Raw genomic sequence first — 19,620 nt, 5'->3', positions numbered from 1 at the left:
GAATTTGTAATTGGGAGTAATTAATGAAATTACCTATTTATATGGATTATGCAGCAACAACGCCTGTAGATCCTAGAGTAGCTGAAAAAATGATGCAGTATTTAACACCCGATGGTGTTTTTGGTAACCCCGCTTCTCGTTCACATAAATTTGGTTGGCAAGCTGAAGAAGCCGTTGATATTGCACGAAATCAAATTGCTGACTTAATTGGTGCCGATTCACGTGAAATTGTATTTACTTCAGGCGCGACAGAAGCCGATAACTTAGCCATTAAAGGTGCGGCGCATTTTAATCATGCTAAAGGTAAGCACATTATTACCTGTAAAACGGAACATAAAGCAGTGCTTGATACTTGTCGTCAATTAGAACGAGAAGGTTATGAAGTGACTTATTTAGCACCAGAATCAAATGGTATTCTTGATCTTGATAAACTGGCTGCAGCGATGCGTAGTGACACAACTGTTGTGTCAATTATGCATGTTAATAATGAAACTGGTGTTATTCAGGATATCGAAAAAATCGGCGAAATGTGCCGTGAAAGAGGCATTGTATTTCATGTTGATGCAACCCAAAGTGTTGGTAAATTACCGATTGACCTAACTAAATTAAAAGTCGATCTTATGTCGTTCTCTGGTCATAAAATCTATGGGCCTAAAGGCATTGGTGGACTTTATGTTAGACGTAAACCACGAGTACGTATTGAAGCCCAAATGCATGGTGGTGGACATGAACGCGGTATGCGTTCTGGTACTTTACCGGTACACCAAATTGTGGGTATGGGTGAAGCGTACCGTATAGCAAAAGAAGAGATGACAACAGAAATACCACGTCTTTTAGCTCTAAAAACTCGTTTATGGAATGGATTAAAAGATATTGATGAAGTTTATCTTAATGGTTCATTAGAGCATGGTGTGGCTAATATTTTAAATGTTAGCTTTGCTTATATTGAAGGTGAATCACTCATGATGGCGCTAAAAGATTTAGCAGTATCATCTGGTTCAGCATGTACTTCTGCAAGTTTAGAGCCGTCTTATGTATTACGAGCACTAGGACTTAATGATGAACTTGCCCATAGTTCAATAAGATTTTCATTTGGTCGATTTAGTACCGAAGAAGAAGTAGATTATGTAATTAAGTTAATTAAAGATTCTATCGGTAAATTAAGAGATCTTTCTCCACTTTGGGAAATGTTTAAAGATGGTGTTGATTTAACAAAAATTAAGTGGTCAGCCCATTAAAAATTAGGAGTAAATTATGGCATATAGTGAAAAAGTCGTCGATCATTATGAAAATCCACGCAATGTAGGTTCTTTTGATCAAAATGATCCAAATGTTGGTAGTGGTATGGTTGGAGCACCAGCATGTGGCGATGTAATGCGGTTACAAATCAAAGTTAATGATGATGGTATTATTGAAGATGCCAAATTTAAAACTTATGGTTGCGGTAGTGCAATTGCCTCAAGCTCATTAGTGACTGAATGGATTAAAGGTAAATCATTAGATGAAGCTGAAGCAATAAAAAATACTGATATAGCGAAAGAACTAGCTTTGCCTCCAGTTAAAATTCACTGTTCAATTTTAGCGGAAGACGCCATTAAAGCAGCAATTGATGATTATAAAACCAAAAAAGGACAACGTTAATGGCAATCACATTAACTAATAGCGCAGCAAATCGAGTTCAGGCCTTTTTAGCTAACAGAGGTAAAGGGGTTGGGCTTCGGTTAGGCGTTAAAACTTCTGGCTGTTCGGGAATGGCTTATGTAATAGAATTTGCTGATATCATTAATGATGATGATAGTGTTTTTGAAGATAAAGATGTCAAAGTGATCATTGACAAAAAAAGTTTAGTTTATCTTGATGGAACAGAACTTGATTTTGTTAAAGAAGGTCTAAATGAAGGCTTTAAATTCAATAACCCTAACGCTAGCAATGAATGTGGTTGTGGCGAAAGCTTTAATGTTTAATGGGACATGAATTGTGATTAATTACTTTGAATTATTTCAATTACCAATTCAATTACCTATTGATAATGGTCAGTTAACGGCTAACTATCAACAGTTGCAACGCCAATATCATCCTGATAATTTTGCTCAGGCAACAGATAATGAAAAAGTGGCGATTATTCAAAAGTCGGCAATGATCAATGATGGTTATCAGACCCTAAAAAATCCGATAAAAGCGGCTGAATACTTTTTATCATTGCAAGGTTTTGATGTTGCAACAGAGCAAAATATTATTCATGATGCCGATTTTTTAATGGAACAATTTAGTTTGCGTGAAAAATTAGATGATATTGAAAATCAAAATAATATTGATCTGTTAGATGATTTTCATTCGGAAATTTCGCAACGAAAAAAACAAGTCTATCATCAGCTATTGCAACATATATCCCAACAAGATTGGCAAAGCGCAGTTAATCAAATCTATAAAATCCGTTATCTAGCTAGATTGATTGAACAGATCGAAAAGTTACAAGAAAAGCAATTTGCTCTATAATTTAAGATTAAGTAACACATCAATTAGAGATAGATCAAATGGTATTATTACAGATCAGTGAACCGGGACAAACACCAGAACCTCATCAACGTCGATTAGCTATTGGCATAGATCTAGGGACAACTAATTCTTTAGTCGCAACAGTTCGTAGTGGGCAAGCAGAAGTTTTGCCAGATTTAGATGGTAATGCATTATTACCATCTGTTGTGTATTATGGCCTTGACCATGATGATAATACTATTATTACTGTCGGTAAAAATGCTAAAACTAATGCAGCCAATGATCCATTGAATACGGTTAGTTCAATAAAACGCTTAATGGGAAGAAGCTTAACTGATATTGATAGTTCACGCTTTCCCTATACTTTTTCACAAACTGATAATGGTGTTCCTTTATTAAATTTACCTAATCAACAAGTTAATCCAGTACAAGTTTCAGCTGAAATTTTGATTGCTTTGGCCGATCGAGCTAAACAAAGCTTAGATGGTGAGATTGATGGTGCAGTAATAACAGTACCAGCTTATTTTGATGATGCGCAAAGACAAGCAACTAAGGATGCGGCTAAATTAGCTGGATTACATGTTTTAAGATTACTGAATGAACCTACTGCTGCTGCTATTGCTTATGGCTTAGATTCAGGTAAAGAAGGTGTTATTGCTGTTTATGATTTAGGTGGTGGTACATTTGATATCTCTATTTTACGTCTACATAAAGGTGTATTTGAAGTTTTAGCAACCGGAGGAGATTCAGCACTTGGCGGTGATGATTTTGACCGATTACTTGCTGATTATTTAAAAGTACAGTTAGGTTTAAATAACAATTCTGACCCATATATAAACCAAAAAATTATCGATGAAGCAGTTAAAATTAAAATTATATTAAGCCAGCAAGATTCTGCTTTAGTGAATATAGAAGGGCAGTCTTTAACAATAACTCGTAAACAATTTGAAGACTTAATTGAACCTTTAGTTAAACGAACATTGGCAGTTTGTCGCCGTGCATTGAAAGATGCGCAAATTGATTTTGATGAAGTTAGTGAAGTTGTGATGGTCGGTGGCTCAACTCGAGTGCCATTAGTAAGACAATTGGTAGGTCACTATTTCAAAACAGAACCATTAACGTCGATTGATCCAGATAAAGTTGTTGCCATTGGTGCCGCAATACAGGCGGATATACTGGTTGGCAATAAACCTGATTCAGACATGTTATTGCTGGATGTTATTCCTTTATCTTTAGGGATTGAAACTATGGGGGAATTAGTTGAAAAAATTATTCCTCGTAATAGTACAATTCCATGCGCTCGTGCACAAGAGTTTACCACATTTAAAGATGGTCAAACGGCGATGATGATTCATGTTTTGCAAGGTGAACGAGAAAGTGTTGCCGATTGCCGTTCGTTAGCAAAATTTACTTTGCGAGGGATCCCTCCTATGCCAGCAGGTGGTGCGCATATTCGAGTTACCTTTCAAGTCGATGCTGATGGTTTATTGAGTGTCACTGCAATGGAAAAATCGACAGGGATTGAGGCGGCGATTCAAGTTAAGCCTTCTTATGGACTGTCAGAAAACGAAATTGCTAGCATGATTCAAGATTCAATCAATTATGCAAATCAAGATAAACAACTAAGAAAGCTTGCCGAACAGAAAGTAGAGGCAGCCAGAGTACTTGAAACATTACAATCTGCACTAGATAAAGATGCTGATTTATTAGATGAAGAGGAACTTAATCTTATCTTGAATGCTAAGCAACAATTACAACAAGCAACGGAATCTGATGATTGTTCTTTGATTGAGCAGCAAATAAAGATTGTTGATAACGCAACACAAACCTTTGCTGCTAAACGTATGAATAGATCAATACGTGATGCCTTAACCGGGCATAGCGTTGATGATATTTAACCAATGAGATTATTATGCCAAAAATTACCTTTTTACCAAATGCCGATATTTGCCCTGAAGGAAAAACTGTTGAGGCAGAAGAAGGCGAATCCATTTTAGAAGTTGCTTTGCGCAATGACATCGAAATAGAGCATGCTTGTGAAATGTCTTGTGCTTGTTCAACTTGTCACTGTATTGTCCGAAAAGGATTTGATTCACTTGAAGAAAGTGATGAACAAGAGGATGATATGCTAGATAAAGCTTGGGGTGTCGAGCCTCATAGTCGTTTAAGTTGCCAAGCTCGAGTAGCCGATGAAGATCTTGAAGTCGAAATTCCAAGATATAGCCTTAATCACGCCAAAGAAGATCATTAATTAGTCGCCTTTATGGCGACATCCTTCTGTAAAAACACCTTTCCTCAAATTTTTACTTGTGATAATTATCTCATTTTATTTACCTAATTGACTTAGTTGCTTTCAACTTGATAATGATTCTGCTATAGTCACAGACTAAACATATGCTTAAAAATAGACAGGTGTTTATGAATCAAAGAGAAAAGCAGATACTTACGATTATTCGCAAAGATCCCTTCATCCAACAACAAGTGATTGCTAAAATGTTAGGCATTACCCGTTCTAGTGTAGCTGGTTACATTATGACTTTGACTCAAAAAGGTTATATAAAAGGAAAAGGTTATCTTTTGTCTGAAAATAATCATGTGGTTGTCGTGGGTTCTTGTAACATGGATGTGACCGGATATTCAGATGAAAAGTTAGTTTATCAAGATTCTAATCCTGGTAAGATTCGTTGTACGCCTGGCGGTGTGGGGCGAAATATTGCTGAAAATTTGGCGCTTTTAGGACTTGATACCCATCTTATTTCAATGATTGGCGATGATTTCTATGGTGCCCAGCTTATTGAACATACCCGAAAAGCCGGTGTTAATATGGAGCATTGCCATGTGATAAAAGGCGATAGTACTTCAACTTACCTCTCTCTGCTTGATCAATCAGGAGAAATGGTGATAGCTATTAATGATATGGATATTATTAACAAACTAACACCAAGTTTATTAAATGAATCTAAGCAGTTAATTCAGCATGCTAAATTACTGATTATCGACTGTAATTTGCAACAAGAAGCATTAACATGGCTGTTTAATAATGCTGGGGAAGTGCCTATTTTTGTTGATACTGTATCTGCATTTAAATCTCATAAGATTAAAGCTTGGTTGTCATATATTCATACTTTAAAACCTAACCGACTAGAAGCCGAAATTTTAAGTGGAATAAAAATCGAAACTAATGACGATATTCCTAAAGTGGTTGACTGGTTCCATCAACAAGGCGTGCAACGAATTGCAATTAGCGCTGGGGCTGATGGTGTTTATTATAGCGAAATCAATGGTGATCGTGGTTGGTCTGCATCCATTCCAACTGATATTGTCAGCGTTACTGGTGCTGGTGATGCCATGCTGGCAGGGCTTGTTCAAGGTTACTTGAATGGACTGAGTTTTTATCAAAGTGTGAGATTTGGTCAAGCTTGTTCGGCATTAACATTATCATCTGAATTTACTAATAATCCTAATTTATCAATTAATTGTGTTCAAAATATTTTGGAGTCCCTTTCATGAACAATGTGTCTAAATATAATCAATATCTTGATATTTCGCCTGAAGTTAAACAAGCTCTTGAAAATAATCAACCGGTTGTGGCATTAGAATCTACCATTATTTCACATGGTATGCCATATCCACAAAATGTTGAAACTGCATTAAAAGTAGAAGAAATTGTCAGACAAAATGGCGCAATACCTGCCACTATTGCGGTAATTAATGGTCGTTTAAAAGCTGGTTTGTCAAAAGAAGAGATAACAATTCTTGGTAAAGAAGGATTAAATGTAACTAAAGTGAGTCGTCGAGATTTACCAGTAGTTGTAGCTAATAAACAAAATGGTGCAACTACCGTCGCGGCAACCATGATTATCGCTGAATTAGCCGGTATACGTGTATTTGCAACCGGTGGATTAGGTGGTGTTCATCGTGGGGCAGAACATACATTTGATATTTCTGCCGATCTTCAAGAACTTGCCAATACTAGTGTTGCCGTTGTTTGTGCTGGTGCTAAATCAATTTTAGATTTAGGTTTAACTATGGAATATCTAGAAACATTTGGCGTTCCTGTGGTTGGTTATCAAACTGAAAAACTACCGTCATTCTTTAGTCGAACTAGCCCATTTGATGTTAGTGTTAAACTAGATAGTGCCAAACAAATAGCTGAAATGATTAAAGTAAAATGGGATTTAGGCTTAAATGGTGGGGTTGTGGTTGCTAATCCTATTCCAACACAATATGCAATGGATGAAGAGTTAATTTCAGCAGCAATTGAAAAAGCCTTAAAAGAATCAGTTGAACAAGGCATTAAAGGTAAAGAAACTACCCCATTTTTATTGGCAAAAGTGGTGGAATTAACTGGTGGTGATAGTTTAGAAGCAAATATCAACCTTGTCTTTAATAATGCAAAATTAGCTTCTGAAATTGCGATGAGTTATTGCAATAGTAAATAAATTTAATGCAAATAAAGATTGTATTTTGTAATCTAAACTGCTTTTGAATAATGGAACAGCATCACTATGATTACTGTTTCATTATTAGCTAATCAATTAGATAATTATATACAAGTTTTTATAATTACTCCTTGCATTAGCCAATAAATCCCGTATAATTGTCGCACTTTGTTTGCTGATTTTTCAATAAACAAATGCGTAAAAAGATATAGTCTTTATGTCAAAATATTGAATTATATCAACAATATCTCCGATTTGGGGATTACGAAAAGAACGGATTACACTCTCCTGTCAATCGAAACAGGGCAAGAGGAGTAATCTTTTGTTATAACTTTTAAATAGTGGAGCTCTGGTCTCATGTCGAACCAAAGAATCCGTATCCGGTTAAAAGCGTTTGATCATCGTTTGATTGATCAATCAACTGCTGAAATTGTAGAAACTGCGAAGCGCACTGGCGCACAAGTTCGTGGTCCTATTCCATTACCGACACGCAAAGAGCGTTTCACAGTATTGATTTCTCCGCACGTTAATAAAGATGCGCGTGATCAATATGAGATTCGCACTCATAAACGTCTAGTTGATATTGTAGAGCCAACTGAAAAAACAGTTGATGCTTTAATGCGTCTAGATCTTGCTGCCGGTGTTGATGTGCAGATCAGTTTAGGTTAATCCTAAGCTGAATGATTGAGAGGTCGAAACAATGATTGGTTTAATCGGTCGTAAAGTAGGAATGACACGAATCTTCACCGAAGAGGGTGTTTCTATTCCTGTCACCGTAGTTGAAGTTCAAAGCAACCGCGTTACTCAAGTTAAAACACTTGAAAATGACGGTTATCAAGCTATTCAGGTTACTACTGGCAGCAAAAAAGCAAGCCGCGTAAATAAACCTGAAGCAGGTCATTTCGCTAAGGCTGGCGTTGAAGCTGGTCGTGGTCTATGGGAATTCCGTTTTGAAGAAGGCGAATATACTGTAGGTCAAAGCATTAACGTTGATATTTTCACAGACGTTAAAAAAGTTGATGTTACTGGTACATCTAAAGGTAAAGGTTTCGCTGGCGTAACTAAACGTTGGAATTTCCGCACTCAAGATGCTACTCATGGTAACTCTTTGGCACACCGTGGTCATGGCTCTATTGGTCAAAACCAAACTCCAGGTAAAGTGTTCAAAGGTCGTAAAATGGCAGGTCACTTAGGTAATGAACGTGTAACTGTTCAAAACTTAGATATTGTACGTGTTGATGCTGAACGTAACCTTTTATTAATTAAAGGTGCAGTACCAGGCGCGATCAATAGTGACGTAATTGTTAAACCGGCAATCAAGGCTTAACGTCGAGGAGATAGAGATGGAATTAGTAGTAAAAGACGCGCAAGCGCTTTCTGTTTCCGAAACTACCTTCGGACGTGAGTTTAATGAAGCGTTAGTTCACCAAGTAGTTGTTGCTTATGCATCTGCTGCTCGTCAAGGCTCTCGCGCACAAAAAACTCGTGCAGAAATCGCTGGTTCAGGCAAAAAACCATGGCGTCAAAAAGGCACAGGTCGTGCTCGTTCAGGTTCTATTAAGAGCCCAATCTGGCGTAGTGGTGGTGTAACATTTGCAGCAAAACCACAAGATCATAGCCAAAAAGTTAACCGTAAAATGTATCGTGGTGCATTAAAGAGTATTTTCTCTGAATTAGTGCGTCAAGAACGTTTAATCGTGGTTGAAACATTTACTGTTGAAGCACCTAAGACTAAATTATTAACTCAGAAATTAAATGATATGAACCTAAAAGATGTTCTAATCATTACCTCTGAAGTTGATGAAAATCTTTTCTTAGCAGCACGTAACTTATATAAAGTTGATGTGCGTGATGTGGCAGGTATTGATCCAGTTAGTTTGATTGCATTTGACAAAGTGGTTATCACTGTTGATGCCGTTAAACAAGTAGAGGAGATGTTAGCATGATTCGTGAAGAGCGTCTGCTTAAAGTCCTGCGAGCACCACATGTTTCTGAAAAAGCATCTATTTCAATGGAAAAAACAAATACATTAGTATTGAAAGTTGCTAAAGATGCTACTAAGAGAGAGATTAAAGCCGCAGTTGAACAACTATTTGAAGTCAAAGTAGATGACGTTAATACTCTTGTTGTTAAAGGCAAAGTAAAACGTCGTGGTCAACAAATCGGTCGCCGTAGCGACTGGAAAAAAGCTTACGTTACTTTAGCAGAAGGTCAAAATTTAGACCTTGCTGGCGTCGCTGAGTAATTCGGAGGAGTAAGAACAATGGCAGTTGTTAAGTGTAAACCTACATCTCCGGGTCGTCGCCACGTTGTTAAAGTGGTTAACCCAGAGTTGCATAAAGGTAAGCCTTATGCACCGTTGCTTGATACAAAAAGCAAAACTGGTGGTCGCAATAATAATGGTCGTATCACTACCCGTCATATCGGTGGTGGTCATAAACAACATTATCGTATTGTCGACTTTAAGCGTAATAAAGATGGTATTCCAGCAGTTGTTGAACGTTTGGAATATGATCCGAACCGTAGTGCAAATATTGCATTGGTTCTATATAAAGACGGTGAACGTCGTTATATTTTAGCGCCTAAAGGCTTAAAAGCAGGTGATCAGATCCAATCTGGTGTTGATGCAGCGATTAAAACAGGTAACTGTTTACCAATGCGCAATATTCCAGTAGGTTCTACCGTGCATAATATTGAAATGAAACCAGGTAAAGGCGGACAACTTGCTCGCTCAGCTGGTAGCTATGTTCAAATCGTTGCGCGTGATGGTGCTTATGTAACATTACGTCTACGTTCAGGTGAAATGCGTAAAGTATTATCTGATTGCCGCGCCACTATTGGTGAAGTGGGTAACTCAGAACATATGCTTCGCGTACTAGGTAAAGCGGGTGCAACGCGTTGGCGTGGTGTTCGTCCTACTGTTCGTGGTACAGCAATGAACCCGGTAGACCATCCACATGGTGGTGGTGAAGGTCGTAACTTTGGTAAACATCCTGTGTCTCCATGGGGTCAAAAAGCCAAAGGATTGAAAACGCGCAGCAACAAACGTACTGATAAGTATATTGTTCGCCGTCGCAATAAGAAATAATTAATATAGAGGATTAGCTATGCCACGTTCTCTCAAGAAGGGTCCTTTTATTGACCTACACTTGCTGAAGAAGGTAGAGAAAGCGGTGGAAAGCGGGGACAAGAAACCAATTCGTACTTGGTCCCGTCGTTCAACGATCTTTCCTAACATGATCGGATTGACCATCGCTGTCCATAATGGTCGTCAGCACGTTCCAGTTTATGTTTCCGACGAAATGGTTGGTCATAAATTGGGTGAATTCGCGCCGACTCGTACTTATCGCGGCCACGCTGCGGATAAGAAAGCTAAGAAGAAATAAGTAGGAGAAAGAGATGGAAACAATTGCAAAGTACCGCCACGCTCGTTCTTCTGCACAAAAAGTTCGCTTAGTTGCAGATCTTGTTCGCGGTAAAAAAGTGTCTCAGGCACTTGATATTTTAACGTACACCAATAAAAAAGCGGCTGTACTTGTTAAAAAAGTATTAGAGTCTGCTATTGCTAATGCAGAGCATAACGATGGTGCTGATATTGATGATCTGAAAGTTGCGAAAATTTTCGTAGACGAAGGCCCAACCATGAAGCGTATTATGCCTCGTGCGAAAGGTCGTGCAGATCGAATTTTGAAGCGTACGAGTCACATCACCGTGATCGTCTCAGATCGCTAGGCTGGAGAATAGCAATGGGTCAAAAAGTAAATCCAAATGGTATCCGATTAGGCATCGTCAAGCCTTGGACATCTACATGGTATTCGGGTACAAAGACATTCGCTGATAATTTAGAAAGTGATTTTAGAGTGCGTGAATTCTTAAATAAAGAATTAGCACAAGCATCAATCTCTAAAATTGTTATCGATCGTTCAGCAGAAACTAACGTTCGCATTACTATTCACACTGCTCGTCCAGGTATTGTGATTGGTAAAAAAGGTGAGGACGTTGAAAAATTACGTAATGCCGTAGCTTCTATTGTCAATAAATACAAAGACAAAAAAGAGAAACGTGATGTTGCAGTACAAATTAATATTGCTGAAGTTCGTAAACCAGAACTAGATGCTAAATTAGTTGCTGACAGTATTACCTCTCAGTTAGAACGCCGTGTTATGTTCCGTCGTGCAATGAAACGTGCGGTTCAAAATGCAATGAAGGCGGGTGCTAAAGGTATCAAAGTTGAAGTAAGTGGTCGTTTAGGCGGCGCTGAAATTGCTCGTAGTGAGTGGTATCGTGAAGGTCGCGTACCATTACATACATTAAGAGCGGACATCGACTATGGTTTATCAGAAGCATTGACAACCTATGGTATTATTGGTGTTAAAGTGTGGATCTTCAAAGGTGAGATCCTTGGTGGTATGGCTGCCGTTGAACAAGCAGAAAAACAACCTGCTGCTCAACCGAAAAAGCAGCGCAAAGGCCGAAAACAATAAGGAGCGTCGCTGATGTTACAACCAAAGCGTACAAAATTCCGTAAAGTGCACAAGGGCCGCAATCGTGGTCTTGCTGTGAGTACTGATGTAAGTTTCGGTACATTCGGTCTTAAGGCTGTGGGTCGTGGTCGTTTGACTGCGCGCCAGATCGAAGCAGCACGTCGTGCAATGACTCGTGCAGTTAAGCGTCAAGGTAAAATCTGGATTCGAGTTTTCCCTGATAAACCAATTACTGAAAAACCACTTGAAGTGCGTATGGGTAAAGGTAAGGGTAACGTTGAATACTGGGTTGCTCAGATTCAACCAGGTAAAGTCCTTTATGAAATGGACGGTGTACCGGAAGAAGTTGCTCGTGAAGCATTTGCGTTGGCAGCTGCAAAACTGCCAATTAAAACCACCTTTGTGATTAAGACGGTGATGTAAATGAAAGCAAAAGAGCTACGCGAAAAAAGCGTTGAAGAGTTAAATACTGAACTTCTTAATTTATTACGTGAGCAATTTAACTTACGTATGCAATTAGCTGGAGGACAGTTAACACAAACTCATATGTTAAAACAAGTGCGTCGTAATATTGCACGAGTTAAAACGTTATTAACTGAGAAGGCGGGTGCGTAATATGACTACTGAAGTAAAAATTCGTACTCAGCAAGGTCGTGTTATTAGCGACAAAATGGATAAATCTATTACTGTAGCTATTGAACGTAAAGTGAAGCATCCGTTATATGGTAAGTTCATTAAACGTACGACTAAATTGCATGTACATGATGAAAACAACGAGTGTGGTATTGGTGATACTGTAGAAATTAAAGAGTGTCGTCCATTATCAAAAACCAAATCTTGGACTCTTGTTCGAATCGTTGAAAAAGCAGTTAGCTAATCAAATTTGATTAAAAACTGTACATAATATAATAAACGGCTCACCGGCCGTTTATTTTATGCTATCCATTTTATTTGAGTGGTGTTATACTATGCGCCCTCACGTAAGTGGGTTTTTGGTTGTCTATTCTTATCCATGGTAGTTGAGGTGGATGAAGGTAGATTAGACAATAATTAATTTATACGGAGCATTAAAATGATCCAAGAACAGACTAGGCTCGATGTTGCTGATAACTCTGGCGCACGTAGCGTAATGTGTATCAAGGTTCTCGGTGGATCGCATCGTCGTTATGCAGCGGTAGGTGATATCATCAAAGTTACCATTAAAGAAGCTATTCCACGTGGTAAAGTTAAAAAAGGTGATGTACTTAAAGCTGTGGTGGTGCGCACTCGAAAAGGTGTTCGTCGTCCTGATGGATCTGTCATTCGTTTCGATCGCAATGCTTGTGTTATTTTAAATAATAACAGTGAGCAACCGATTGGTACGCGTATTTTTGGACCGGTCACTCGTGAACTTCGTTCTGAGAAGTTTATGAAGATCATTTCATTAGCACCAGAAGTACTGTAAGGAGCGGGTAATGGCAGCTAAAATCCGTCGAGAAGATGAAGTTATCGTGTTAGCCGGTAAAGATAAAGGTAAACGCGGTAAAGTAAAAAGTGTTTTGTCTACTGGTAAAGTGATTGTTGAAGGTATCAATTTGGTGAAAAAACACCAAAAACCAGTACCTGCATTAAATCAAGAAGGTGGAATTGTTGAGAAAGAAGCGCCAATTAACGTTTCTAACGTAGCAATTTTTAACCAAGATACAGGCAAAGCAGATCGCGTAGGCTTTCGTTTTGAAGACGGTAAAAAAGTCCGTTTTTATAAGTCTACTAATAAATTAATCAATTAAGTAATTTGGAGTGTACGATGGCGAAACTGCATGATTACTACAAAGCACAGGTAGTAAATAAACTGCAAGAACAGTTTGGCTACAAATCTGTCATGCAAGTCCCTCGGATCGAAAAGATCACCTTGAATATGGGTGTGGGTGAAGCAATTACTGATAAGAAATTATTAGATAATGCGGTTGCAGATTTAGCAGCAATCAGTGGTCAAAAACCACTAGTCACTAAAGCACGCAAATCAGTTGCTGGTTTTAAAATCCGTCAAGGGTATCCTATTGGTTGTAAAGTCACTTTACGTGGCGAACGTATGTGGGAATTTTTTGAACGTCTAGTTTATATTGCTCTTCCTCGTACTCGAGATTTTCGTGGTTTAAGCGCAAAATCTTTCGATGGCCGTGGTAACTATAGCATGGGTGTTCGTGAACAAATCGTTTTCCCTGAAATCGATTATGATAAAGTTGATCGTGTTCGTGGTTTAGATATCACTATCACAACAACAGCACAATCTGATGAAGAAGGCCGAGCTTTATTATCTGCCTTTAACTTCCCATTTCGTAAGTAAGGTAGGGCATAATGGCTAAACAATCAATGATTGAACGCGATAAGAAACGCGTAAAGCTAGCAGAAAAATATTTTGCAAAGCGTCAAGAATTAAAAGCGATTATCTCTGATCTTAATGCATCAGATGAAGATCGTTGGAATGCAGTGCTTAAATTGCAAACGCTTCCTCGTGATTCTAGTCCATCACGTCAACGTCGTCGTTGTCGTCAAACCGGTCGTCCTCATGGCGTCCTTCGTAAGTTTGGTTTAAGCCGTATTAAGGTTCGTGAATCAGCCATGCGTGGTGAGATTCCTGGTCTTAAAAAGGCAAGTTGGTAATCAGGGGAGTGTTATAGATGAGCATGCAAGATCCTATAGCAGATATGTTGACCCGCATTCGTAACGGTCAAGCTGCGAATAAAGTTGCAGTCACCATGCCTTCCTCTAAGCTAAAAGTGGCAATTGCCAATGTGCTAAAAGAAGAAGGTTATATCGGGGACTATAAAGTAGTTGGTGACACTAAACCAGAATTGGAAATCACTTTAAAATATTTCCAAGGTAAGGCTGTAGTAGAAAGTATTAAACGTGTTAGCCGTCCAGGTTTACGTATTTATAAACGTAAAGATGAATTACCAAAAGTAATGGCTGGATTAGGTATTGCAGTTGTTTCTACTTCTAAAGGTGTTATGACTGATCGTGCAGCACGCCAAGCAGGTCTTGGTGGTGAAATTATCTGCTACGTAGCGTAAGGGAGAAAAAAATGTCTCGTGTTGCAAAAGCACCTGTCGTTGTTCCTGCTGGCGTAGAGGTAAAACTCAATGGTCAGGTAATTACGATTAAAGGTAAAAATGGCGAGTTATCTCGTACAATAAATAATGCAGTTGTTATTAATCAAGCAGAAGGCCAGATTACATTTGCGCCTCGTGACGGTTTTGCTGACGCTTGGGCGCAAGCAGGTACTGCTCGTGCATTGATTAATGCAATGGTTATTGGTGTTACTGAAGGTTTTACTAAAAAACTTCAGCTAGTTGGTGTCGGTTATCGTGCACAAGTTAAAGGTAATACAATTGGCTTATCTCTTGGTTATTCACATCCAATTGATCACCAATTACCTGCAGGTGTAACAGCTGAATGTCCTTCGCAAACTGAAATCGTTCTGAAAAGTGCTGATAAACAGTTAATTGGACAAGTAGCTGCTGATATCCGTGCTTATCGTCGTCCTGAACCTTATAAAGGTAAAGGTGTTCGTTACGCAGATGAAGTTGTGCGTACTAAAGAAGCTAAGAAAAAGTAAGGTAACACTATGGATAAGAAATCAGCTCGTATCCGTCGTGCAACTAAAGCGCGTCGTAAGATGCAAGAACTACTTGCAACTCGCTTAGTAGTTCACCGTACTCCGCGTCATATTTATGCGCAGATTATCGCACCAAACGGATCAGAAGTACTGGCAGCGGCTTCAACATTAGAAAAAGCTATCAGTGAAAGTTTAAAATACACTGGAAACAAAGATGCAGCAGCAGCAGTTGGTAAAGCAATTGCAGAACGCGCATTAGCGAAAGATATCAAAGAAGTTTCTTTTGATCGTTCAGGTTTCCAATATCATGGTCGAGTTCAGGCGCTAGCAGATGCTGCTCGCGAAGCTGGCCTACAGTTCTAAGGTAGGAGTTAAAGATGTCAAACATCGAAAAACAAGCTGGTGAACTGCAGGAAAAACTAATCGCAGTTAACCGAGTTTCTAAAACCGTAAAAGGTGGTCGTATTTTTAGTTTTTCTGCACTAACAGTGGTTGGTGACGGTAATGGCCGCGTTGGTTTTGGATATGGTAAAGCACGTGAAGTGCCAGCAGCAATCCAAAAAGCAATGGAAAAAGCACGTCGTAATATGATTAACGTTGCGTTAAATAACGATACTTTACAGCATCCAGTTAAAGGTGCTCATACAGGTTCTCGTGTTTACATGCAACCAGCATCAGAAGGTACTGGTATTATCGCCGGTGGTGCAATGCGTGCTGTATTAGAAGTTGCTGGTGTTCGTAACGTTCTAGCTAAAGCATATGGTTCTACTAACCCAATTAACGTGGTTCGTGCGACTATTGATGGCTTAGAAAATATGAAATCTCCAGAAATGGTTGCTGCTAAGCGTGGTAAAACCGTCGAAGAAATTTTGGGGTAATTAGCCATGGCAAAGACAATTAAAATTACACAAACTCGTAGTTCTATTGGCCGTCTACCGAAGCATAAAGCAACGTTAGTTGGTTTAGGATTACGTCGTATTGGTCATACTGTTGAACGTGAAGATACACCAGCAATCCGCGGTATGGTAAACCAAGTTTATTACATGGTTAAAGTTGAGGAGTAATAGTAATGCGTTTAAATACTTTATCTCCTGCTGAAGGTTCAAAGCATGCATCTAAGCGCGTGGGCCGAGGAATCGGTTCAGGGCTAGGTAAAACTGGTACTCGTGGTATCAAAGGTCAAAAATCACGTTCAGGAGGCGGCGTTCGTCGTGGCTTCGAAGGTGGTCAAATGCCTTTATATCGTCGTTTACCAAAATTTGGTTTTACCTCACGTAAAGCTATGGTAACAGCACAAGTTCGTCTTTCTGATTTAATGAAAGTTGAAGGTGATATTGTTGACCTAAATAGCTTGAAAGTTGCTAATGTGATTAATTCACAAATCGAATATGCAAAAATCATGTTATCTGGAGAAGTTACTAAACCAGTAACAGTTCGTGGTATTCGAGTAACTAAAGGTGCTAAAGCTGCAATTGAAGCTGCTGGCGGAAAAATTGAGGAATAATTAGAAAGATGGCAAAGCAACCAGGATTAGATTTTCAAAGCACACGAGGCGGTAGTGGTGAGCTTAAAAGACGTTTATTATTTGTGCTTTTAGCGCTTATTGTTTTCCGTCTTGGTTCTTACGTTCCGGTTCCTGGTATTGATACTAAAGCGTTATCGGACTTACTACAATCATCATCTAATGGTATTGTTGGTATGTTCAATATGTTCTCTGGTGGTGCTTTAAGCCGTGCTTCAATTTTTGCTTTAGGGATAATGCCTTATATTTCTTCATCTATTATTGTGCAGTTATTAACGGCAATTAACCCTAAATTAGCAGAATTGAAGAAAGAAGGTGAATCAGGTCGTAAAAAAATCAGTCAGTACACCCGTTATGGCACATTAGCTTTAGCAATTGTACAAGCAGCTGGTATTGCGACTGGTTTACCGAATATTCCTGGTTATAGTCATGTAGTGATTAACCCAGGATTTTCTTTCTATTTTATTGCATCGATTAGCTTAGTTACTGGCACTATGTTTCTTATGTGGTTGGGTGAGCAAATCACGGAACGCGGTGTAGGTAATGGTATTTCTATCATTATCTTTGCAGGTATTGTGGCAAGTCTTCCTCATGCAATATATGAAACAATTGAACAAGCTCGTTCTGGTAATTTGCATCCGATTTTATTATTAGTCGTCGCAGCATTAGTGGTTGGTGTGACTTACTTTGTCGTTTTTGTTGAACGTGGTCAACGACGCATCGTTGTTAATTACGCGCAAAGACAGCAAGGCCGTCGTGTGTATGCTGCACAAAGTACACATTTACCATTAAAGATTAATATGGCAGGTGTTATTCCTGCAATATTTGCTTCAACAATTGTTATGTTACCATCAATGATGGCTTCTTGGTTCCAAGGAAATGGTGAAGGATGGAGATATATCTTTGTTCTTATTGGGCAATACTTCTCTCATGATCAACCGTTATACATAATCTTTTTTGCAGCTGCGATTATTTTCTTCTGTTTCTTCTATACAGCATTGGTTTTCAATCCTAGAGAAACAGCAGATCAATTAAAGAAATCAGGTGCATTTATTCCAGGTATCCGTCCAGGTGAACAAACATCGAAGTATATTGACAAAGTAATGACACGTTTAACGCTAATCGGCGCTATTTACATTACTCTTGTATGTTTGGTACCAATGTTTATGACAAGCGCAATGAAAGTTCCAGTTCAATTTGGTGGAACATCATTATTAATTGTAGTTGTTGTAATCATGGATTTTATGGCACAAGTACAGACTTTAATGATGCCAAATCGTTATGAGTCAGTGTTAAAGAAAGCGAATCTTAAAGGCTACGGCCGATAAGTTAGCCAGAAGTTACGGAGAAAAAAATGAAAGTTCGTGCTTCAGTCAAGAAATTATGTAGAAATTGTAAAATCATCAAACGCAATGGCATCGTTCGTGTTATTTGCATTGAAGGTAAACATAAACAACGTCAAGGTTAATTTTATTTAACTGTAAAGTTGAACTTTTGCATATTTTACTTGCCAAAGTATAGTAAAGCTGGCTAGAATAGCCAGCCTAAAAAAATTTTTTGTAGATCCTTCGTTTGAGTATCCTGAAAACGGGCTTTTCAGTATGGTGGATCTACTGAACATTAACAATAAAGGAGTGCATAGTGGCCCGTATAGCAGGCATTAACATTCCTGATCAACAACATACTGTTATTGCGTTACAAGCAATTTATGGTATCGGTAGTACTCGTGCAAAGACAATTTGTGCTGAAGCGGGTATTCCTGAACATGTTAAGATCAGAGAACTATCTGAAGATCAGATTGAACAGTTACGCGAACAAGTCGCTAAATTCACTGTTGAAGGTGACTTACGTCGTGAAGTAACTATGAGTATCAAGCGTTTATTAGACCTTGGTTGTTATCGTGGAGTGCGTCATCGTCGTGGACTTCCTGTCCGTGGTCAACGCACTAAGACTAACGCTCGTACCCGTAAGGGACCGCGTAAGCCAATCAAGAAATAATTGAGGTGATAATAAATGGCAAAGACACCTGTTCGTACACGTAAACGTGTTAAAAAGCAAGTTTCTGATGGTATAGCTCATATTCATGCATCATTTAACAATACAATCGTAACAATTACCGATCGTCAAGGTAATGCGTTGGGTTGGGCAACCGCTGGTGGTTCTGGTTTCCGCGGCTCTCGTAAATCAACTCCTTTTGCAGCTCAAGTAGCAGCAGAACGTTGTGCCGAAGCTGTAAAAGACTACGGAATTAAGAATCTGGAAGTTATGGTTAAAGGACCTGGTCCTGGTCGTGAGTCAACAATTCGTGCATTAAATGCAGCGGGTTATCGCATCACTAATATTACTGATGTTACTCCGATTCCTCATAACGGTTGTCGTCCACCAAAGAAACGTCGTGTTTAATTTTTTATTAAACATTGAATGTTTATAGGATTATTGGAGAAAAAAAATGGCAAGATATTTGGGACCAAAGCTCAAATTAAGTCGTCGTGAAGGTACAGATTTATTCCTTAAGTCTGGCGTCCGAGCGGTTGACAGTAAATGTAAGTTAGAACAAGCTCCTGGACAACATGGTGCGCGTAAACCGCGTTTATCAGATTATGGTGTTCAGTTACGCGAAAAACAAAAAGTTAGACGTATTTATGGAATTCTAGAGCGTCAATTCCGTAATTACTACAAAAATGCAGCACGTATTAAAGGTAATACTGGTGAAAACCTACTTGCTCTTTTAGAACGTCGCTTAGATAACGTTGTTTATCGTATGGGATTTGGTGCAACTCGCGCTGAAGCTCGTCAATTAGTTAGTCATAAAGCTGTTCTTGTTAATGGTCATGTTGTGAACATCGCATCTTATCAAGTTTCACCTGAAGATGTGATTAGTGTTCGCGAAAAATCAAAAAAACAAGCACGTATTAAAGCCGCTTTAGAGTTAGCTGAACAACGTGAAAAACCAACATGGTTAGAAGTTGATGCTAGCAAAATGGAAGGTGTATTTAAACGCTTACCAGAACGTTCAGATTTATCTGCTGACATCAACGAACATTTGATCGTCGAACTTTACTCTAAGTAAAGTTTAGC

34 protein-coding genes are annotated in these 19,620 nt (G+C 38.8%); all 34 read left to right on the top strand.

Translation table 11 applies throughout. The features are described 5' to 3' along the window. Positions 1 to 23 precede the first annotated feature (23 nt). The 34 genes from H3U96_RS06020 to rpsD all read left to right on the top strand — a co-directional run bounded on the left by H3U96_RS06020 (position 24) and on the right by rpsD (position 19,612). Positions 24 to 1,238: an IscS subfamily cysteine desulfurase gene (locus H3U96_RS06020; RefSeq protein WP_086353762.1), complete on the top strand. Its 1,215-nt coding sequence runs from the start codon at positions 24 to 26 to the stop codon at positions 1,236 to 1,238. A 16-nt stretch (positions 1,239 to 1,254) separates the two neighbouring features. Continuing rightward, on the top strand, positions 1,255 to 1,641 hold the full coding sequence (gene iscU, locus H3U96_RS06015) for a Fe-S cluster assembly scaffold IscU (RefSeq protein WP_034884104.1): 387 nt from the start codon (positions 1,255 to 1,257) through the stop codon (positions 1,639 to 1,641). Next, entirely contained in the window at positions 1,641 to 1,964 is a 324-nt protein-coding gene (gene iscA, locus H3U96_RS06010; RefSeq protein ID WP_034902400.1) for an iron-sulfur cluster assembly protein IscA, read from the top strand. Before iscU ends, iscA begins: the two co-directional genes overlap by 1 nt. A 13-nt stretch (positions 1,965 to 1,977) precedes the next feature. After that, complete coding sequence (gene hscB, locus H3U96_RS06005) at positions 1,978 to 2,496, top strand: co-chaperone HscB (protein WP_165596341.1); 519 nt, start codon at positions 1,978 to 1,980, stop codon at positions 2,494 to 2,496. 38 nt (positions 2,497 to 2,534) lie between these two features. Continuing rightward, complete coding sequence (hscA, locus tag H3U96_RS06000; RefSeq protein ID WP_065651348.1) at positions 2,535 to 4,394, top strand: Fe-S protein assembly chaperone HscA; 1,860 nt, start codon at positions 2,535 to 2,537, stop codon at positions 4,392 to 4,394. A 14-nt stretch (positions 4,395 to 4,408) separates the two neighbouring features. Beyond that, a complete protein-coding gene (gene fdx / locus H3U96_RS05995) occupies positions 4,409 to 4,747 on the top strand; it encodes an ISC system 2Fe-2S type ferredoxin (RefSeq protein ID WP_065651347.1) in 339 nt (112 codons plus the stop codon). 167 nt (positions 4,748 to 4,914) lie between these two features. Then, positions 4,915 to 6,006, top strand: a complete 1,092-nt coding sequence (locus H3U96_RS05990; RefSeq protein WP_198195919.1) for a PfkB family carbohydrate kinase — start codon at positions 4,915 to 4,917, stop codon at positions 6,004 to 6,006. Beyond that, complete coding sequence (locus H3U96_RS05985) at positions 6,003 to 6,938, top strand: pseudouridine-5'-phosphate glycosidase (protein ID WP_034902387.1); 936 nt, start codon at positions 6,003 to 6,005, stop codon at positions 6,936 to 6,938. Before H3U96_RS05990 ends, H3U96_RS05985 begins: the two co-directional genes overlap by 4 nt. 357 nt (positions 6,939 to 7,295) lie before the next feature. Beyond that, positions 7,296 to 7,607: a 30S ribosomal protein S10 gene (gene rpsJ / locus H3U96_RS05980; protein WP_006120582.1), complete on the top strand. Its 312-nt coding sequence runs from the start codon at positions 7,296 to 7,298 to the stop codon at positions 7,605 to 7,607. A 31-nt stretch (positions 7,608 to 7,638) separates the two neighbouring features. Then, complete coding sequence (gene rplC, locus H3U96_RS05975) at positions 7,639 to 8,265, top strand: 50S ribosomal protein L3 (protein ID WP_034902384.1); 627 nt, start codon at positions 7,639 to 7,641, stop codon at positions 8,263 to 8,265. Positions 8,266 to 8,281: 16 nt separating this feature from the next. Beyond that, positions 8,282 to 8,884 (top strand): 50S ribosomal protein L4, encoded by a 603-nt coding sequence (rplD, locus tag H3U96_RS05970; protein ID WP_034902381.1) that lies wholly within the window; start codon positions 8,282 to 8,284, stop codon positions 8,882 to 8,884. Continuing rightward, a complete protein-coding gene (rplW, locus tag H3U96_RS05965; RefSeq protein WP_034885052.1) occupies positions 8,881 to 9,183 on the top strand; it encodes a 50S ribosomal protein L23 in 303 nt (100 codons plus the stop codon). The genes rplD and rplW overlap by 4 nt, the downstream gene beginning before the upstream one ends. Positions 9,184 to 9,201: 18 nt before the next feature. After that, entirely contained in the window at positions 9,202 to 10,026 is an 825-nt protein-coding gene (rplB, locus tag H3U96_RS05960; RefSeq protein ID WP_034902376.1) for a 50S ribosomal protein L2, read from the top strand. 19 nt (positions 10,027 to 10,045) lie between these two features. Continuing rightward, positions 10,046 to 10,324 carry a 30S ribosomal protein S19 gene (gene rpsS, locus H3U96_RS05955; RefSeq protein ID WP_024496505.1) on the top strand — a complete coding sequence of 93 codons (279 nt, stop codon included), beginning with the start codon at positions 10,046 to 10,048 and terminating at the stop codon, positions 10,322 to 10,324. A gap of 13 nt (positions 10,325 to 10,337) precedes the next feature. Next, the gene (gene rplV / locus H3U96_RS05950; protein WP_034884235.1) at positions 10,338 to 10,670 is read left to right on the top strand and encodes a 50S ribosomal protein L22; all 333 of its coding nucleotides are present in this window, start codon (positions 10,338 to 10,340) and stop codon (positions 10,668 to 10,670) included. A 14-nt stretch (positions 10,671 to 10,684) separates the two neighbouring features. Beyond that, positions 10,685 to 11,422 (top strand): 30S ribosomal protein S3, encoded by a 738-nt coding sequence (gene rpsC / locus H3U96_RS05945; protein ID WP_034884234.1) that lies wholly within the window; start codon positions 10,685 to 10,687, stop codon positions 11,420 to 11,422. Positions 11,423 to 11,434: 12 nt separating this feature from the next. After that, positions 11,435 to 11,845, top strand: a complete 411-nt coding sequence (gene rplP, locus H3U96_RS05940; protein WP_025314389.1) for a 50S ribosomal protein L16 — start codon at positions 11,435 to 11,437, stop codon at positions 11,843 to 11,845. Next, positions 11,846 to 12,037 carry a 50S ribosomal protein L29 gene (rpmC, locus tag H3U96_RS05935; protein ID WP_034902373.1) on the top strand — a complete coding sequence of 64 codons (192 nt, stop codon included), beginning with the start codon at positions 11,846 to 11,848 and terminating at the stop codon, positions 12,035 to 12,037. A 1-nt stretch (position 12,038) separates the two neighbouring features. Next, positions 12,039 to 12,299, top strand: coding sequence for a 30S ribosomal protein S17 (gene rpsQ, locus H3U96_RS05930; protein WP_025314391.1), 261 nt, complete (start codon positions 12,039 to 12,041; stop codon positions 12,297 to 12,299). Positions 12,300 to 12,494: 195 nt separating this feature from the next. Continuing rightward, positions 12,495 to 12,866: a 50S ribosomal protein L14 gene (rplN, locus tag H3U96_RS05925; protein WP_025314392.1), complete on the top strand. Its 372-nt coding sequence runs from the start codon at positions 12,495 to 12,497 to the stop codon at positions 12,864 to 12,866. 10 nt (positions 12,867 to 12,876) lie between these two features. After that, complete coding sequence (gene rplX / locus H3U96_RS05920; protein WP_034884230.1) at positions 12,877 to 13,191, top strand: 50S ribosomal protein L24; 315 nt, start codon at positions 12,877 to 12,879, stop codon at positions 13,189 to 13,191. Positions 13,192 to 13,208: 17 nt separating this feature from the next. Continuing rightward, positions 13,209 to 13,748, top strand: a complete 540-nt coding sequence (gene rplE / locus H3U96_RS05915; protein WP_025314394.1) for a 50S ribosomal protein L5 — start codon at positions 13,209 to 13,211, stop codon at positions 13,746 to 13,748. Positions 13,749 to 13,759: 11 nt separating this feature from the next. Continuing rightward, positions 13,760 to 14,065, top strand: a complete 306-nt coding sequence (gene rpsN, locus H3U96_RS05910) for a 30S ribosomal protein S14 (protein ID WP_025314395.1) — start codon at positions 13,760 to 13,762, stop codon at positions 14,063 to 14,065. A 17-nt stretch (positions 14,066 to 14,082) separates the two neighbouring features. Further along, positions 14,083 to 14,475 (top strand): 30S ribosomal protein S8, encoded by a 393-nt coding sequence (gene rpsH / locus H3U96_RS05905; RefSeq protein WP_034902370.1) that lies wholly within the window; start codon positions 14,083 to 14,085, stop codon positions 14,473 to 14,475. Positions 14,476 to 14,486: 11 nt separating this feature from the next. Then, positions 14,487 to 15,020, top strand: a complete 534-nt coding sequence (gene rplF / locus H3U96_RS05900; protein ID WP_034902367.1) for a 50S ribosomal protein L6 — start codon at positions 14,487 to 14,489, stop codon at positions 15,018 to 15,020. Between the two features lie 9 nt (positions 15,021 to 15,029). Beyond that, positions 15,030 to 15,383 carry a 50S ribosomal protein L18 gene (gene rplR, locus H3U96_RS05895; RefSeq protein WP_034902364.1) on the top strand — a complete coding sequence of 118 codons (354 nt, stop codon included), beginning with the start codon at positions 15,030 to 15,032 and terminating at the stop codon, positions 15,381 to 15,383. A 14-nt stretch (positions 15,384 to 15,397) separates the two neighbouring features. Next, on the top strand, positions 15,398 to 15,898 hold the full coding sequence (gene rpsE / locus H3U96_RS05890) for a 30S ribosomal protein S5 (RefSeq protein WP_025314399.1): 501 nt from the start codon (positions 15,398 to 15,400) through the stop codon (positions 15,896 to 15,898). Between the two features lie 6 nt (positions 15,899 to 15,904). Continuing rightward, positions 15,905 to 16,084, top strand: coding sequence for a 50S ribosomal protein L30 (rpmD, locus tag H3U96_RS05885; protein ID WP_025314400.1), 180 nt, complete (start codon positions 15,905 to 15,907; stop codon positions 16,082 to 16,084). 5 nt (positions 16,085 to 16,089) lie between these two features. Then, on the top strand, positions 16,090 to 16,524 hold the full coding sequence (gene rplO, locus H3U96_RS05880) for a 50S ribosomal protein L15 (RefSeq protein WP_034902361.1): 435 nt from the start codon (positions 16,090 to 16,092) through the stop codon (positions 16,522 to 16,524). A gap of 8 nt (positions 16,525 to 16,532) precedes the next feature. Beyond that, positions 16,533 to 17,870, top strand: a complete 1,338-nt coding sequence (gene secY, locus H3U96_RS05875) for a preprotein translocase subunit SecY (RefSeq protein WP_198192305.1) — start codon at positions 16,533 to 16,535, stop codon at positions 17,868 to 17,870. Between the two features lie 26 nt (positions 17,871 to 17,896). Continuing rightward, positions 17,897 to 18,010, top strand: a complete 114-nt coding sequence (gene rpmJ, locus H3U96_RS05870) for a 50S ribosomal protein L36 (protein WP_034884218.1) — start codon at positions 17,897 to 17,899, stop codon at positions 18,008 to 18,010. 173 nt (positions 18,011 to 18,183) lie between these two features. Then, a complete protein-coding gene (gene rpsM, locus H3U96_RS05865) occupies positions 18,184 to 18,540 on the top strand; it encodes a 30S ribosomal protein S13 (protein ID WP_034902358.1) in 357 nt (118 codons plus the stop codon). A gap of 15 nt (positions 18,541 to 18,555) precedes the next feature. After that, the gene (gene rpsK, locus H3U96_RS05860; protein WP_025314405.1) at positions 18,556 to 18,945 is read left to right on the top strand and encodes a 30S ribosomal protein S11; all 390 of its coding nucleotides are present in this window, start codon (positions 18,556 to 18,558) and stop codon (positions 18,943 to 18,945) included. Positions 18,946 to 18,991: 46 nt separating this feature from the next. Beyond that, positions 18,992 to 19,612, top strand: a complete 621-nt coding sequence (gene rpsD / locus H3U96_RS05855; protein ID WP_065577881.1) for a 30S ribosomal protein S4 — start codon at positions 18,992 to 18,994, stop codon at positions 19,610 to 19,612. Positions 19,613 to 19,620: the final 8 nt, after the last annotated feature.

It is taken from the genome of Gilliamella sp. M0364 (assembly GCF_016100565.1).
Classification (GTDB): Bacteria; Pseudomonadota; Gammaproteobacteria; order Enterobacterales; family Orbaceae; genus Gilliamella; species Gilliamella apis.
This window is presented reverse-complemented; position numbering and strand designations above follow the sequence as displayed.